The organism is Bacillus sp. GMs2/2, from assembly GCF_050172095.1.
GTDB classification, from domain to species: Bacteria; Bacillota; Bacilli; order Bacillales; family Bacillaceae_G; genus Bacillus_A; species Bacillus_A cereus.
The window spans coordinates 1-14,849 of sequence record NZ_JBNLYE010000093.1; the positions used below are offsets into that span (position 1 = coordinate 1).

Below are 14,849 nucleotides of genomic sequence, written 5' to 3' on the forward strand. Positions count from 1 at the left end.
CTTCAATTTATTTATGAAAAGTTTATACAGAGTACTCAATGCGCAAAATATCTTTTACAAATATATGATGTGGATTTTCATCTTTATCCAGCATTGTACATACAGGAGCCTCTTCATCAAAGTATACAATCAGTCCTTCTACGTACTGATATGTATGTTGAACTTGTACAGTTACTTTAATTTCTATTGCTTCTTCATATGCTCTTTTTATTTTCTGAAGCATTTTTGCTGAACATTTTCGTTTCTCTGGATACATAACCATTCCCATAAATCGATTGCCGGCTCTATCTTTCCACATATAATCCCAATGTGGTAAAATGCCTTGTTTAAAATCGCCCATAATTCCCCTCTCCTTTATCTTTTATTTATCCCGCATTAAACGTCCATTTGGTGAAGGCTACTAATCAGTGAGAGATGCCCTGCTGATCAAAATTCTCCTTTATGAACGTGGCGTTTCTGAATATGTATAAATCACTTGCCCGCCTCGCTGTGCGTTACCAATGAAATGCTTAAAGTCTTCTCTATTTACAACAACTTCTCTGAACGTATAAAATACATCTTTCGTAACAACATACTCCTTTATTTCACCATTTTTTAGCTGATCTAAAATTGTATTTGCTAATTCTTTATCCATGTATTTCACCTCTCTGCAATATTTTATTTTATCTTATATTCTATAGGTCAACAACTGTAAATTTATCCCGCTATTTGCAGGTAGTCCGATTGGTGTTGACTACTAATCAGTCGTAGAATGAACAAAAAATCTTACTGATTAACGTTTCACTTTATCTCGTTGTTATGCCATGATTTTATTTTCGTTATTTCGCAAACAATATTGTTTTACTATATGTCCACTAAATATCATATACTAACATAGCTACTTCTCTATATCAAACATTTCGGCATTCAATTATGCAAAGTTCCATACCACTATGCTACAATATACAAATAGAACTAGGAGGGATACTATGATTCGGAAAGCAAAAAAGACAGATGCGATGGCAATAGCTCCTTTATTGTATAATGCTCTGCATGAAATTGCTGAAAAAATCACAGGTAGCACAGTTGAAGCAGAAGTATTACTAGGACTTGAGACATGGTTCTCAAAAGAAAATAACCGTCTGAGCTACGAAAACTGTTTTGTCTATGAACAAGACGAGAGTGCAGTTGGAATTATTGTCGCTTATCACGGTAGTGAAGCAACACAGCTTGACGCACCAATTGTACATCACTTAAGAGCATTACATAAAGATGAATCAATTACGTTAGAAAAAGAAGCTGAGCTTGATGAGTATTACATTGATACATTATCAGTTTCAAGTGCACACGGCGGAAAAGGTATAGGTTCTAAATTAATTGAAGCTGCCGAAATCTATGCAACTGAAAAAGGGCATAAAAAAATCGCTTTACTTGTTAATTTAGAAAACAAACGCGCCTATTCACTATACGAAAAGTTAGGTTATAAAAAAGATGAAATTGTTATGCTAGTAGGGGAACCTTATGCTCATCTCGTAAAACCATTAAACGTCAAAATTTCTATATCTTAACATAAAAGCACACGATTTATATAAATCGTGTGCTTTTATGTTAAATTTGTATTTAATATATTTCCATCCATCGCCTCGTGAAACGTATATGTTGTACATCCCCATGGCTCTCTGTGCAAAATAGGAGAACCAGACCATCCCATCGCTCTCAGTTCGGCACCAATCATTACATTCACATAATTATGACCTACAAGAGCTATACTTCCATGTACGAGAGCATAACGATGTAACAGGTAAGCCGCTTGCCTTACCCTCTCTCTTACTTCCTTATAAGACTCAACATCTTTATGGTAGCCAAGTATCCATAATGTTCGTCCAATGAACATCCATACCTTAATTGTGCATTTCAACCACTTCGGAGCAAAAAAGCATGAAGGAACTTCAGCTTCTCTAAAAAGAGAATTTTGCATAAAAGATAAAGAATCCGTCAATTCAGCTGCTGATTGTACAGCACGCCTTTGATCACTTGTTAAGACAAATTTCGCTGCTTCAATTGCCTCTATTGTTTCTATCGGCATTTTAGCTTTTTGTATCATTGACTCGGAATCATACTGTTTCATCCATTCGTGAAATGAATTAATTGTCATCGGTTCTCTTATACGACTTAAACAACCATGACGAATAAAAGAAATCTTCATTCTTTTCACTCTCCATTCATCACTTATGAACTCTATTATGCACTAGTTCTAAACATCATACCACGCAAGAAAATAAAGTTATATCCCTTTACATCTCCCCACCACTATCATGTGTTATCGAAGCATGGATACCATCCATCCCATCAAAATATGTACTCGTATCATATTGACGAATCTTTTTTAAATGCATATAAGAAAATAAAAATAAAATTAAAGCTATAACACTCCCCACAAATTCAAACATCATTTTACCGCCTCTAATTTCTCCCACTTCAGCAGGTTATTCTACTTTTTCATTATACCTCGATATAAAGATTCTCGCATTTTTGCTATTTTTTCTAAAAAACATGGATTTTCTACATATTTTCTTACAAAAAGTGAATATTTTTCGAATTTTTACTTTGGAAACATTTACAAAGTAGGAAATATGGTTCAAAATAGGAGGAAATAAAAAAACCCAAATTTATTCTTTTTTTGGGAAAACTGTAACAAGGAGAGTTGCTTATGCAGATCGCAGAAACTGGAGATATCATCGAATTTAAAGGTGGAATGCAAGGCCGTGTTCAAAAAGTAAATCAAAACTCTGTTATTGTTGATATAACAATTATGAAGAATTTTAGAGAACTAGATATGGAACCTCTTACAGTTGTAAGTCATAAAAACTATACTGTCATTAATCAAAATGCATAATATAATAGAAAGAAAGGGCCTGTATAGTATACAGGCCCTTTCTTTCTATTAACGATTATCAATTGTTTCCGGATATAGATCGTGGTTCATCATGCGGTAGTCAGCCATTTGTTCATACTTCGTACCTGGGCGCCCGTAGTTGCAGTATGGATCAATTGAAATGCCACCACGTGGTGTGAATTTCCCCCATACCTCAATATAACGCGGATCCATTAATTTAATTAAATCGTTCATAATAACGTTCATACAATCTTCGTGGAAATCACCATGATTGCGGAAACTAAATAAATACAACTTTAAAGATTTACTCTCTACCATTTTTTGCTCTGGAATATAGCTAATATAAATTGTTGCAAAATCTGGTTGTCCTGTTTTCGGGCATAAACTTGTAAATTCAGGACAATTGAATTTTACAAAATAATCACGGTTTGGATGATTATTATCAAATACCTCTAATATTTCTGGGCTATATTCAAATAAATATTTTGTATTTTGATTCCCTAGTAATGTTACATCTTTTAAATCTTCATCTAATCTTCCTGTCATTTTAAACATCCCTTCTCGTTATACGCCGCGCTTATTTCCCCATACTAACGCATGAAGCTGAGGCAATACTTTTGCATCATTCATCTCTTTACAATTTACAGCTTTATCAATCAGCCATTCATACTTATCTAATAAATTTTTTATAAGCATCGCATCATCCACTGTTTTTGTATCATCGTTTCCTACTTGTAAGAAAAATGGTACCTTTGGATAACGTTCGTGCATCTTAACTGCATATTCAAAATCATGATCATCGAATACTACTACTTTTAAACTAATATCTTTTCCTGCTAGTTTCTGAATAATAGCATCTAACTTATGAAAATCTGTTTTCATCGTTGAACTTGGTGGTTTTGGAGAAATTGTTACCTCATCAATTTGAAGTAACCAATCTTGCCATTTACTCCCTTGCGTTTCAATTGCCGTTCGCATTCCATTTTCTTTTAATATAGAAAGAAGAAACTCAATATTTTTCAGCAATGCCGGATTTCCACCTGAAATCGTAACATGAGAAAAATTTTCTCCTCCAATTGCAACAAGCTCATCCCAAATATCTTCTGGTGTCATCTGTCTAATTTGATCTTTAGCTGATCCATCCCACGTAAAAGCAGAATCACACCAAGCACAGCTATAATCACAACCAGCTGTACGGATAAACATTGTTTTTTGCCCTACAACCATTCCTTCACCTTGAATAGTCGGACCGAATATTTCTAAGACAGGGATTTTACTCATCAAGCATCCACTCCCGTCTTACTTCCGCATAACTAGTCGGCGTCTCAAATAGACGAACAAATTCAACGCGAGCTCCTTTATATTCGTTCACTCGATTCTCTTTTGTTAGTGCTTCTGCCATCTTTTCATAAATCCAAACGACCATATTTTCAGCAGTCGTATTCATTGCAGGTAACGTTTCGTTTAAATAACGATGATCTAGATAAATTTCGATTTCATTTTTCCAAATTTCTTTTATATCTCCAAAGTCAATTGCAAGACCTATTTCATTTACATATCCACTAATTCCAAATACAACTTTATATGTGTGACCGTGTAAGTTTTTACATTTCCCTTCATAACAGTGTAAATGGTGTGCTGCATCAAATGTAAATTCCTTGCTGACCATTACTCTTTTATTATGGTATTTGAGTTGTTTACGCTGAATATCCTTGTCCATTTTTTGCAAATTCTCTACGATGCGAAATCCAAAAAAGTTATCCATTAGTTATTCGCTCCTTCGCGTTCTTGTAGGTACGTATCTAATCCTGCTTTACGAAGTTGACATGCTGGACATTCACCGCAACCATCACCAATGATTCCGTTATAACATGTTAATGTTTTTTCTCGAACAAACTCAAATGCTCCAAGTTCATCTGATAATTTCCATGTTTCAGCCTTATCAATCCACATAAGTGGCGTGTGAATGACAAACGGGTAATCCATAGATAAATTTAAAGTAACATTTAACGATTTCACAAACACGTCACGGCAGTCTGGATAACCACTGAAATCAGTTTCACATACACCGGTTACAATATGACGTGCTCCAACTTGTTTTGCTAATACAGCAGCAAATGATAAGAAGAGTAAATTTCGTCCATCTACAAATGTCGATGGCAATTCACCTTCTTCATGTGTAATCTCCATATCCGTTCTCGTTAACGCATTTGGAGCAAGTTGATTTAATAGACTCATATCTAGTACCGTATGCTTTATTCCTAGTTCTTTTGCAATTTCCGCTGCACAATCAATTTCTAGCTTATGACGTTGATTGTAATTAAACGTTACAGCTTCTACCTCTGCAAACTGCTCTATTGCCCAAAATAAACATGTCGTACTATCTTGTCCTCCACTAAAAACAACAACTGCTTTTTCTTTTTTCATTTCACTCATTCTCCTTCTCTACTATAAATAAGAAGAAAGAACGTTCTTGAACTGTCACAATAAAAAAACAAAACAATACCTAAGGATATTGTTGTTTCCATAGTTTTTTATAGAGGGAGTTCGCGAACCTCTCCCGCGCGATGCACGGAATTTCTTCTTTCATTGACACAGCTTATTGTAACATATTGTATACTAGCGTAAAAATTTCTGATTTTTCCGCTATTTATTATTTCATTTCTTTCATTTTATAGTATGATTAATTTAATCTAAGAAGAGAGGAGGCATCCCACTGAAATCCTTTATTATTTATCTCTTTTTAAATATATTATTCATCCTGATTACAATGCTCGTATATCATTTATTTTGGAATCAAAAAGGGAAACGCTCTCCTAAATTAAATTCAGCTATATTCATTGTACTCTGTTGCCTTGCTACCGTACTCTGTATTACATTTGCAGCAAAAACAAATAATGGTTTTCAATTTGATATGCGCCATATTGTATTAATTGTCGGTACATTAACGGGAGGGCCTATTGCTGGTGGTTCTATCTTAGTTGTATTAAACATATATCGCTTATTATTAGGTGGGGTAGGTGTTTTCCCATCTCTTATCGGTTCTGTTCTTCTATTTATTGTTCTATTATTAACATATAAATTTTTCAATCGAACTTCTAATCGTATAAAAATAACACTTGCTATTATCTACAGTCTCACATACGGATTTAGTTGGATACCCTTCTTCCTTTCAAAGGTTACAAATAAGACTGATTATATACCGCATATTATTGTGTATGAATTATGTTCAATGCTTGGTACGATTCTAATTCTATATTTACTACACATATTACAAACTCAAGTTCGTCTCCAAAACGAACTTATAAATGCTGAAAAGTTTCATTTAATTGGTGAAATGGCAGCGTCTATCTCTCATGAAATTCGCAATCCATTAACTTCAACGAAAGGTTTTTTACAACTGTTACAATCAGGTACATGCACTGAGCAGGAACGAAAATTATATATCGACATTGCCATTAATGGCATCGAACAAGCAAATCATGTTCTTACAGATTATTTAACCTTTGCTAAACCAAGCATTGAAAAAGAACAAACATTACAGTTAGAAGAAGAATTACTACATGCATTGTCGTTAATTACACCGCTTGCTAATTTAACAAATGTACGTACTCATTATATAAAGCAAAGCACTTCTTTTTTTATCGTTGGAGAAAAGCAAAAACTAAATCAATGTTTATTAAATATTTTAAAAAATTGCATTGAGGCTATGCCAAAAGGCGGTGATCTTTATTTCACATTAGTTCCTGATCATAAGCATATTCAGTTATATATAAAAGATACAGGAGTCGGTATGGATTCAGAACAAGTAAAACGTCTTGGCTCTCCTTTTTATTCAACGAAAGAAAAAGGTACTGGACTTGGAATGATGGTCGTATTCAGTGTTGTTCAAGCTATGAATGGAAAAATTGATATTATAAGTGAAAAAGGAATCGGTACAACCTTTTTATTAACTTTTCCACTCATACAAAAAACGTGATGAAATACTCATCACGTTTTTTCTGTTCCTTCAACTAATTCAGCAAAAGCTTTCACTTTTCCGTGCGGTTGTTGATTTTCTTTACGTGCTTTCCAGGCGCGCTCTTCTTCTCGCTTCTTTTTAGACATGTTTTTTCAACTCCTTCTTTTCTTTCTCCATGTAGTATTCCAAAATAAGAAAGAAAACTATGCACGTATCAAAAAAGAAGTGGTTTCCCACTTCTTCTACTTTAGCGTTGCAAAATTGCATGTTTCGCCTCTTTTAACTGCGTAAGATGTCTTTGTTCATGCAAATCAAGAAATTGAACCCATTGATACAAATTCAGATCATTAAAAACAGGATGCTTTAATCCATTTTCAAATAAATCTTTTTCATCTATAACACTATGAAGCGCGTGTAATAGTTCTTGGCGTGAATGTTCTAGCAATTGAATTCCTTGCTGTTTTTTCATTAAAGTTTCTGTTGGTTGCATTTGCTGAGGAGCTTCTCGTTTATGTGTGCGATCAAGCGTAAGTTGGAGGTCTTTAAATGGAGTCGTGTTTCTTTCCTTTTTTTGTAAAGCATATACAAGGGCAGACGTGACAGATTGTTCAACTAAATGCAAGTGGTGTAAAATTTGAATAATGCTCCATTTATCACGGCGTGGCTTTACATTCACTTCTGTGTCATTTAACATTTCAATTTCTGATAATAGCGTGCTTCGAGTAGACTGTAATGAGTTTACTAAACTTTCTAAACTTACATCCATATTAGATTGAAGCATACTTGTTCCCCCCTTTTGTTTGTGAAAAGAGGTGCTCCTTATTAGAAACACCTCTTTAGTATTCTGAATTTTCTTTTATTATCTCATCATTTTCCCATTATGTCGATGTTAAACATGTGAAAAAAAGCGCATGTTTTTTACAATTTTGTGTCGTCAATCGCATGTAACCATGCTTCAATTTCTGTAATAACACTTTTCACACAGCCTTCAGCAAATGGTGATGTTAAATTTGCAACTTCTACTAATTCTAAGAACGATTTACTTCCACCTTGTTGGCACAGATTCACATAATCTTCCCAAGCCTCTTGTCTATTATCTCTTGCACGTTTCCAAAATTGTAGCGCACAAATTTGAGCAAGCGTGTAATCAATATAATAGAACGGTGAGCTATAAATATGCCCTTGACGTTGCCAAAAACCACCGCGCTCTAAATAATCATTATCCTCATAATCACGATGTGGTAAATATTTCTTCTCTATGTTACGCCATGCTGTCTTACGCTCTTCAGGTGATGCTTCAGGATTTTCATATACATAATGTTGATATTCATCAACAGATACACCATAAGGTAAAAACAGAAGTGCTGAACTTAAGTGAGAGAAGTAATATTTATCTGCATCTTCTTCAAAGAATAGCTTCATCCATGGCCATGTAAAGAATTCCATACTCATAGAGTGGATTTCACATGCCTCATATGTTGGCCAATTATATTCTGGAATTTCAAATTTACGACTTTCATATACTTGGAAAGCATGACCTGCTTCATGTGTTAATACATCAATGTCACCAGATGTTCCATTGAAGTTTGAGAAAATAAATGGCGCTTTATAATTCTCAATATATGTACAATATCCGCCACCAGCTTTTCCTTTTTTCGCAACTAAATCTAATAAATCATTATCTAGCATGAAATTGAAAAATTCATCTGTTTCAACCGATAACTCTTTATACATTGTCTTTCCATGATCAACAATCCAATCCGCATCTCCTTTTGGAGTTGGGTTACCTGTAGCAAACTCAAAGTTTTCGTCGTAATAAGCTAACTTCTCTACACCGATACGTGCTTGTTGTCGCTTTCTTAATTCCGTTGTAACGGGAACGATATAATCTAGCACTTGCTGACGGTAATTAGCCACCATCTCCGCATTATAATCTGTACGGTACATTCTTGCATATCCAAGTTCAACAAAGTTTTTGAAACCTAAAGATTTTGCGATTTTCGTTCTCACTTTAACAAGCTCATCATAAATACGATCTAGTTCTTCCTCATTTCCAGCTAAAAATCCGTAGTATGCTTCACTTGCTGCTTTACGTTCGCTTCTTTCTTTTCCTTGCATAAACGGAATCAGTTGCGATAACGTTCTTTCTTCTCCAGCAAAGTCAATTTTTGCAGATGCTAATAACTGTGTATATTGCGATGATAATTTATTTTCTAATTGTAAATCTTTCACGACTTCATCTGAATATGTTTTTAAATCACATTCTGCTAGAGCAAATAATTGTTTTCCATAATACGCCTCTAATTCTTCACGAAATGGAGAATTAATGAGTGCCTTATAATATTTTGTACCATATCCTTGTACAACTGGAGAGAATTCATCAAAGAAATCCTGCTCCTCCTTATAAAAAGTATCCGTCGTATCAACAGAATGGCGAATGTAACAAAGGTTTCCCATTGTACCAAAATCGTTGCGAATCTCATTAATTGAATGAATGACTTGTTTTTGTTCTTCTACAGTTTTTGCGTTATCAAACTTCTCTAAAGCAACAGTAAATTTCTCTTTTAACTCTTCAATATTTGGGCGTTTATATTCATAGTCTTTAAATGACATGAACGAGCCTCCTCTCCATTACATACCTTTATTATAATTCAATACGTATTCTCGAATCCCCTCTTAATTTTCAACAAATTTCGGCAGTGACTGCCATGAGTTCATTACAAATAAAAAAGCCTTGGATTTATTTATCCAAAGCTCCTTTGGAACATATTATTTTTCATACTTCCCAATTTTTTTTAATAAATCAAGTAATTCATCTTTTTCATCTTTCGTTAACATTTCAAAAGACTGATGTATAACTTTCTCATGCCCCGGAAAAATAGAAGCAATAAAGTTCTCGCCAGACTCAGTTAATTGCGCGTAAATAACACGTCTGTCATTCGGACATGGGATTCTCTTTACTAATCCCTTTTTCTCCAACTTATCTACAACATATGTAATGCTGCCACTAGCTATTAAAATGCGCTCACCAATTTGCTGGAGTGGTTGACCGCCTTTATGATATAGCAGTTCTAATACAGCAAATTCAGTTGGATTTAACCCGTTACTTTGTATAGATTTATTTGTAGTATCCATAACAGAACGATGTACACGAGATAATGCAATAAATACTTTTAAAGATTGAGAAATATCTTCTCGTTCATTATTTGATGTCATACAACTTTCAACCCTTCACTTAAATTCTCAGCAATAAAAAGAAAATACCACTTCATACTTCATGTGAATTCCGAATGAGCATTCACTCATCCATTTCCTCTCCCCTAATATATTAAAAATCATTCTTGAATAAAAACATGACAATTTTAACATAGTTTATATATAATGATAATAAAAAAAGAAGGAGTACCACATTTGAAAGTCAAATTCCAAAGCATAATTATATATATATTGCTTGTTATCCTACCGACAATAGGGATTGGTGCTACATTTTATTCGTATCATACATATAAAATGAAACAGGAAAACAAATTATCTGCTCATACAGTTCTCTTTTTATATAGAGATTATTTGGATCATCATCTTGGTGAAGCAATTTCTGCTTTAGACATGCTTGCAAAAGTTGTAGGCACCGAGACTGGTAATATAAATGGCATTAAACAAATTGTACATGATACAGATGGAAACGATGCACGCTTTTCTGGTCTATATTACGCTACACCAGAAGGAGTCATTACAATCGCATCTGAAGATGAATCAAAGCCTATAGATGTTTCAGACCGTAAATATATTCAAGACGCGCTCCAAACTAAAAAAACCACTGTATCATCAGTCATTACTGATCGCGTTCTTGGACATAAAGCTATTATGATTGCTGCCCCCATATTTAATAAACAGAAGGAGCTCTCAGGATTATTATTAGCTAGTTTACGCTTTGATTACATTTCCTCTTCTTTAAATGCCATTAAACCACAATACCATTTTGAGGTAACTGATAAACATGATGTAGTTTTTCTAACCGATGATAATAACGACACAAGTGATACGCATTCTAATATGCTTACTACCCCACTCCAAAGATTAAATTGGAAGGTCTCTGTTTCTCCATTACCCATTCATCAAAAAACCTTATACCAGTGGGTTGCAATAGAGTGTATAGCTACTTTATTTTTAATGTCTATTTTATTTTTGCTTGCTCAATATATGTTGTTAAAACGTCAAACAAAACTTGAAAGACAACAAAATGAACTACAGAAAATTGAATTAGTTGGAACTTTTGCAGCGAGTACAGCACACGAAATCCGTAATCCTCTTACTGGAATTAAAGGACTCGTCGCTCTATTAAAAGAGAAATATAAAGATGAACAAGATCAGTTCTACTTTTCCGTAATTGAACAAGAAATAGAGCGAATCAATGAAATTGTAAGTGAATTTCTTATTCTAGGAAAGCCAACCGCCATCATCGAACAAACATATGATGTAAGAACAATTCTAAATGAGGTAGCATTAATTATTCAATCTGAGGCGAATTTACATAACATTGTATTCCATTTACATTTGCCAGACCATCCTGTTCATATCCGTTGTTCGAAAGACCATATGAAACAAGTGGTTTTAAACATTACCAAAAATGCAATTGAGGCCATGACTTCTAATGATACATTAACCATTGTAGTAAAAAACAATGAAACACACGCACAACTGCATATTACAGATACTGGAAAAGGGATTCCGCAACATATTCAAAAACACCTCTTTCATCCGTTCTTTACTAATAAAGATACTGGAACAGGTCTTGGACTTGTCATATGTAAACGAATTGTAGAGATGTATAATGGGCATATTTTTATCGACAGTACAGAAAATGAAGGAACGACAGTTCATATCGAAATTCCGTTACACATAGTATAATTATCCTTATCCTATAAGGGTAATTATACTTATTTCATAAAACCAGCCACAAGCATTCGCCAAAAATTATTTGATTTTCCTTCATACCCGATTTGGAAAATAGGTATTTTTATAATTGAAAACCATTTCGGTGTTTGTTTTTCTTTATAACATTGATATTGTAAAATAAGCTTGTCCAATTCTTGACTAACTTGAATTGTCTCCCTACTATTTAGCCCACTTGTTAATCCTAGTTGAATCATTTCTTCACGTTTCATATGAATATCACGTGAAAGCTTTTCTAATGTGTACTTCCTTTTTACAGTAAACATCCATATCCCCCTTATTATACTTCCATGCTCTTAACTTCACTTCTCCATTGACTTTTTTTAACTACTTAATCATATGCAAATTTGAAGAATCAGAAAATTTAACATTTTCTCCCTGTAATTTACAAATCTTTACCCTCACTTTGAGAATTATTACAAATTATTCTATCTTTGTAAATACATTCGCAATAATAGACATTTTTTTCATCTTCTTTTTTTATAAATTCTACGTAAACCGGGGATTCTTAATTTTCCACCTACTTTTCTTCGACATTTTTTGTTTAATTTATATAAAAAAGCAAAACATAATGATGATTGATAAAGTGAAACTTTAATCAGTGTTTTTTTGTTCAGCCCCCACTGATAATTAGCATTCACCAATCGGGTAGGCAGTGAATCTCCCACCTATCCAGCCCAATGTTGAGGTGGGAGTCTTACTACCCACAAATAGCAGGATAACAATAGAAAGGAAATATTTATATGCGAAAATATACGATTGCATTATTCATCATTGTTTTGTTTTTACCGTCTTTCTTATTTCCTATTCAAGCAAATGCTCATACGAATAAAGTTGCTATTGTCATTGATGATTTCGGTAATAATATGAAGGGGACTAATCAAATGTTATCACTTCCCATTCCACTCACTGTTGCTGTTATGCCTTTTCTTCCTTCCACAAAAGAAGACGCAATAGCTGCCCATAAGAAAGGCCATGAAGTTATTATACATATGCCAATGGAACCTATAAAAGGTAAAAAAGAATGGCTTGGGCCGAAAGCAATTACAACTGATTTAAGCGATGAAGAAATAAACAACCGACTTGAACAAGCCATTCAAGAAGTACCGCATGCAATTGGAATGAACAATCATATGGGGTCAAAAGTAACAGCGGATGAAAGAATTGTTCGCCTTATACTTGCTGCTTGTAAAAAACACGGTTTATTTTACTTAGATAGTAAAACGAATCCTAATAGTGTCGTCCCAAAAATCGGAAAAGAATTAGGAGTTCCTATTATTGAAAACCAACTATTTTTTGATGATGTGTATACAGCAGGACATATTTCAAAACAAGCCCAATTACTCATCAAAAAAATTCAAGAAAAACCTATTATGGTAGCTATCGGGCATGTGGGCCCCCCAGGTGAAATTACATCACGCGTTATTGAAACTTCTATCCCTAAAATTCGTGAGCATGCAGACTTTATTTTCTTATCTGATCTAGCATTATCCCCGCCTCCTGTTTCAAAATAAAGTTCATTACTCACATATAATCAGCCCTCACCAATTGGGCTTTTACGGGCAGTCCGCCCCCACTTAACTTCTTTGCTTGCGCTGAATTTTGAGGCGAAGATCTTCCTGCCCACAAATAGCGGGACAAAAAAGTACCTATCTATATATAACAGATAGGTACTTTTCTTTTTAACTTAAATATAATCTACATGACTCACTCTGAATCCTTTTTTCTCTATTTTTCCGATTAATTGCTTTAATTTTGTTTCATCTAACTCATCTGATATATTTACAATAACGCGGCGGATATATTGATCACCGTTATCTAGCGTAAATAGGCCACCGATATTATATGCTTTTAACAATGTCCCAAGCTCTTTAATCGTTCCCTTACAATCTTGTGTTGCAATTGTTAATATATAACCACCTGTTCGCATACCAAATGAATCTTCAATAACATCAAATATATTCGAATGCGTTAACATACCGACAAATTCATTATAATCATTTAGCACGGCTAAAAACGGAAGCCGACGAATTACATAAAAGGCTCTGAAGAAGGAATCCTTTTCAAAAATAAATGCATTGGAATCGTCGAGCATATCCCCTGCACTTACATGCTCTAATCCGCTATTGCATTTTTTTTCTAATAAATCTACTTTATAAATAATCCCCGTGAATTTCTTCTCATCTTCTGCTAATACCGGGATGGCTCGAAATCCCGTTTCGTTCATCATTTGCAGTGCCTCTTCACCAGAATCATTTATTTTGCAAAATGTTACTTGCTGCTTTGGCAGAAAATGATATTTAACTCGCAAAATATGTTCCTCCTTACATGTCAACATGTAATCTATATATAATAAGGAGACCTATATTTTATGAGTGAAATTATTTTTAAAACGCTTTCATTTATTTATTAACTTGTAGCTATATCACATCCATTTTTATATAACAGAGCTTCTTGCCCCCTTAATCATTAATAACTTTACATGATAGTTCATTAAATATTCTATACCCTCTAGCCATTTTTTCGCCTCTTCTGGCGTTTTTCCCCACACAATCATGCCGTAATTATGAACAAGAACTACCCCTCCACCTTCAATGAAATTCGGAACATTCCTTTCTAATAAATCAGCGAATTTTTTTTCATCTTCTACAATTGGAATTGTCATTTCTGTTATACCTTCTTTTCCGAAAACACGCTCCACACTGCGTTTATCGAACGTTACTTCTCCTTCTTCCCCATATAACTCTGATATTAAATGACTATCTACAGTCTGCACTTGTAAAATACATCCTGCACTACTTTTTTTATAAATATCCGCATGCATAAATGACTCTGCAGCTGGTTTTTCTTCATTTTCAAATACTGACTCGCACATGCAATTTACGACAATAAAATCTTCTTCCGAAAATAGCCCTTTATCTCTTCCTTCAACATTTACTAAGAATGTTAACGGCTCTTTTGACGTACATAGCGATAAGCTAATTTTGGTACCATAAAACCAATCACGAAGTGCCAATTCAGATTTCACATCTTTTAATTCATTCCATTTCTTCAGAAAAA

20 protein-coding genes and 1 riboswitch are annotated in these 14,849 nt (G+C 34.1%); of the genes, 5 read left to right on the forward strand and 15 right to left on the reverse strand.

The window, feature by feature from the left end; translation table 11 throughout:
• Window positions 1-22: 22 nt before the first annotated feature.
• Together ACQGS6_RS13675 and ACQGS6_RS13680 are read right to left on the reverse strand one after the other, a co-directional pair.
• On the reverse strand, window positions 23-340 hold the full coding sequence (locus ACQGS6_RS13675) for a hypothetical protein (protein ID WP_426965227.1): 318 nt from the start codon (window positions 338-340) through the stop codon (window positions 23-25).
• Between the two features lie 99 nt (window positions 341-439).
• Window positions 440-634, reverse strand: coding sequence for a hypothetical protein (locus ACQGS6_RS13680; protein WP_000356684.1), 195 nt, complete (start codon window positions 632-634; stop codon window positions 440-442).
• Between the two features lie 334 nt (window positions 635-968).
• Here ACQGS6_RS13680 and ACQGS6_RS13685 point away from each other — a divergent pair, with 334 nt between their 5' ends.
• On the forward strand, window positions 969-1,547 hold the full coding sequence (locus ACQGS6_RS13685) for a GNAT family N-acetyltransferase (protein WP_000619548.1): 579 nt from the start codon (window positions 969-971) through the stop codon (window positions 1,545-1,547).
• Between the two features lie 35 nt (window positions 1,548-1,582).
• Here ACQGS6_RS13685 and ACQGS6_RS13690 read toward each other — a convergent pair whose 3' ends face one another.
• Window positions 1,583-2,185, reverse strand: coding sequence for a phosphoglycerate mutase (locus ACQGS6_RS13690; RefSeq protein ID WP_000703098.1), 603 nt, complete (start codon window positions 2,183-2,185; stop codon window positions 1,583-1,585).
• Window positions 2,186-2,273: 88 nt separating this feature from the next.
• Complete coding sequence (locus tag ACQGS6_RS13695) at window positions 2,274-2,456, reverse strand: hypothetical protein (RefSeq protein ID WP_002004691.1); 183 nt, start codon at window positions 2,454-2,456, stop codon at window positions 2,274-2,276.
• A 233-nt stretch (window positions 2,457-2,689) separates the two neighbouring features.
• Here ACQGS6_RS13695 and ACQGS6_RS13700 point away from each other — a divergent pair, with 233 nt between their 5' ends.
• The gene (locus ACQGS6_RS13700) at window positions 2,690-2,875 is read left to right on the forward strand and encodes a YkvS family protein (protein ID WP_001165082.1); all 186 of its coding nucleotides are present in this window, start codon (window positions 2,690-2,692) and stop codon (window positions 2,873-2,875) included.
• Window positions 2,876-2,923: 48 nt separating this feature from the next.
• Here the strand turns inward: ACQGS6_RS13700 and queF are convergent, their stop codons facing one another.
• Genes queF through queC form a run of 4 tightly spaced genes read right to left on the reverse strand, consistent with a single transcriptional unit; the run spans window position 2,924 to window position 5,302 of the window.
• Window positions 2,924-3,421, reverse strand: a complete 498-nt coding sequence (gene queF / locus ACQGS6_RS13705) for a preQ(1) synthase (RefSeq protein ID WP_001986050.1) — start codon at window positions 3,419-3,421, stop codon at window positions 2,924-2,926.
• A gap of 18 nt (window positions 3,422-3,439) precedes the next feature.
• The gene (queE, locus tag ACQGS6_RS13710) at window positions 3,440-4,156 is read right to left on the reverse strand and encodes a 7-carboxy-7-deazaguanine synthase QueE (RefSeq protein WP_000036298.1); all 717 of its coding nucleotides are present in this window, start codon (window positions 4,154-4,156) and stop codon (window positions 3,440-3,442) included.
• Entirely contained in the window at window positions 4,149-4,640 is a 492-nt protein-coding gene (gene queD / locus ACQGS6_RS13715; RefSeq protein WP_000368414.1) for a 6-carboxytetrahydropterin synthase QueD, read from the reverse strand. Before queD ends, queE begins: the two co-directional genes overlap by 8 nt.
• Window positions 4,640-5,302, reverse strand: a complete 663-nt coding sequence (queC, locus tag ACQGS6_RS13720; protein ID WP_000711595.1) for a 7-cyano-7-deazaguanine synthase QueC — start codon at window positions 5,300-5,302, stop codon at window positions 4,640-4,642. The genes queD and queC overlap by 1 nt, the downstream gene beginning before the upstream one ends.
• Before the next feature lie 93 nt (window positions 5,303-5,395).
• Window positions 5,396-5,439, reverse strand: a riboswitch (PreQ1 riboswitch).
• Between the two features lie 206 nt (window positions 5,440-5,645).
• Between queC and kinB the strand changes: the two genes are divergently transcribed.
• Entirely contained in the window at window positions 5,646-6,854 is a 1,209-nt protein-coding gene (kinB, locus tag ACQGS6_RS13725) for a sporulation sensor histidine kinase KinB (protein ID WP_000964157.1), read from the forward strand.
• Window positions 6,855-6,865: 11 nt separating this feature from the next.
• On the opposite strand, the gene ACQGS6_RS13730 is transcribed toward kinB, so the two are convergent.
• The 4 genes from ACQGS6_RS13730 to ACQGS6_RS13745 all read right to left on the reverse strand — a co-directional run bounded on the left by ACQGS6_RS13730 (window position 6,866) and on the right by ACQGS6_RS13745 (window position 10,052).
• Window positions 6,866-6,982, reverse strand: coding sequence for a DUF6254 family protein (locus ACQGS6_RS13730; RefSeq protein ID WP_000038355.1), 117 nt, complete (start codon window positions 6,980-6,982; stop codon window positions 6,866-6,868).
• Between the two features lie 101 nt (window positions 6,983-7,083).
• Window positions 7,084-7,617 (reverse strand): DinB family protein, encoded by a 534-nt coding sequence (locus ACQGS6_RS13735; protein ID WP_097918720.1) that lies wholly within the window; start codon window positions 7,615-7,617, stop codon window positions 7,084-7,086.
• Between the two features lie 137 nt (window positions 7,618-7,754).
• On the reverse strand, window positions 7,755-9,449 hold the full coding sequence (locus tag ACQGS6_RS13740; RefSeq protein WP_000008578.1) for a M3 family oligoendopeptidase: 1,695 nt from the start codon (window positions 9,447-9,449) through the stop codon (window positions 7,755-7,757).
• Between the two features lie 156 nt (window positions 9,450-9,605).
• Window positions 9,606-10,052 carry a MarR family winged helix-turn-helix transcriptional regulator gene (locus ACQGS6_RS13745; RefSeq protein ID WP_000203336.1) on the reverse strand — a complete coding sequence of 149 codons (447 nt, stop codon included), beginning with the start codon at window positions 10,050-10,052 and terminating at the stop codon, window positions 9,606-9,608.
• Window positions 10,053-10,247: 195 nt separating this feature from the next.
• Here ACQGS6_RS13745 and ACQGS6_RS13750 point away from each other — a divergent pair, with 195 nt between their 5' ends.
• Window positions 10,248-11,744, forward strand: coding sequence for a DUF3149 domain-containing protein (locus ACQGS6_RS13750; RefSeq protein ID WP_000865053.1), 1,497 nt, complete (start codon window positions 10,248-10,250; stop codon window positions 11,742-11,744).
• 29 nt (window positions 11,745-11,773) lie between these two features.
• Here ACQGS6_RS13750 and ACQGS6_RS13755 read toward each other — a convergent pair whose 3' ends face one another.
• Entirely contained in the window at window positions 11,774-12,055 is a 282-nt protein-coding gene (locus ACQGS6_RS13755; protein ID WP_000495536.1) for an aspartyl-phosphate phosphatase Spo0E family protein, read from the reverse strand.
• Window positions 12,056-12,532: 477 nt separating this feature from the next.
• On the opposite strand from ACQGS6_RS13755, the gene ACQGS6_RS13760 reads away from it, so the two are divergent.
• Window positions 12,533-13,303 carry a divergent polysaccharide deacetylase family protein gene (locus tag ACQGS6_RS13760; protein ID WP_001234107.1) on the forward strand — a complete coding sequence of 257 codons (771 nt, stop codon included), beginning with the start codon at window positions 12,533-12,535 and terminating at the stop codon, window positions 13,301-13,303.
• A 173-nt stretch (window positions 13,304-13,476) separates the two neighbouring features.
• Here the strand turns inward: ACQGS6_RS13760 and cbpA are convergent, their stop codons facing one another.
• Window positions 13,477-14,100, reverse strand: a complete 624-nt coding sequence (gene cbpA / locus ACQGS6_RS13765; protein WP_001264207.1) for a cyclic di-AMP binding protein CbpA — start codon at window positions 14,098-14,100, stop codon at window positions 13,477-13,479.
• Window positions 14,101-14,226: 126 nt separating this feature from the next.
• Window positions 14,227-14,849: class II aldolase/adducin family protein (locus tag ACQGS6_RS13770; RefSeq protein WP_426965228.1), on the reverse strand; the 623-nt coding region annotated here is incomplete at its 5' end.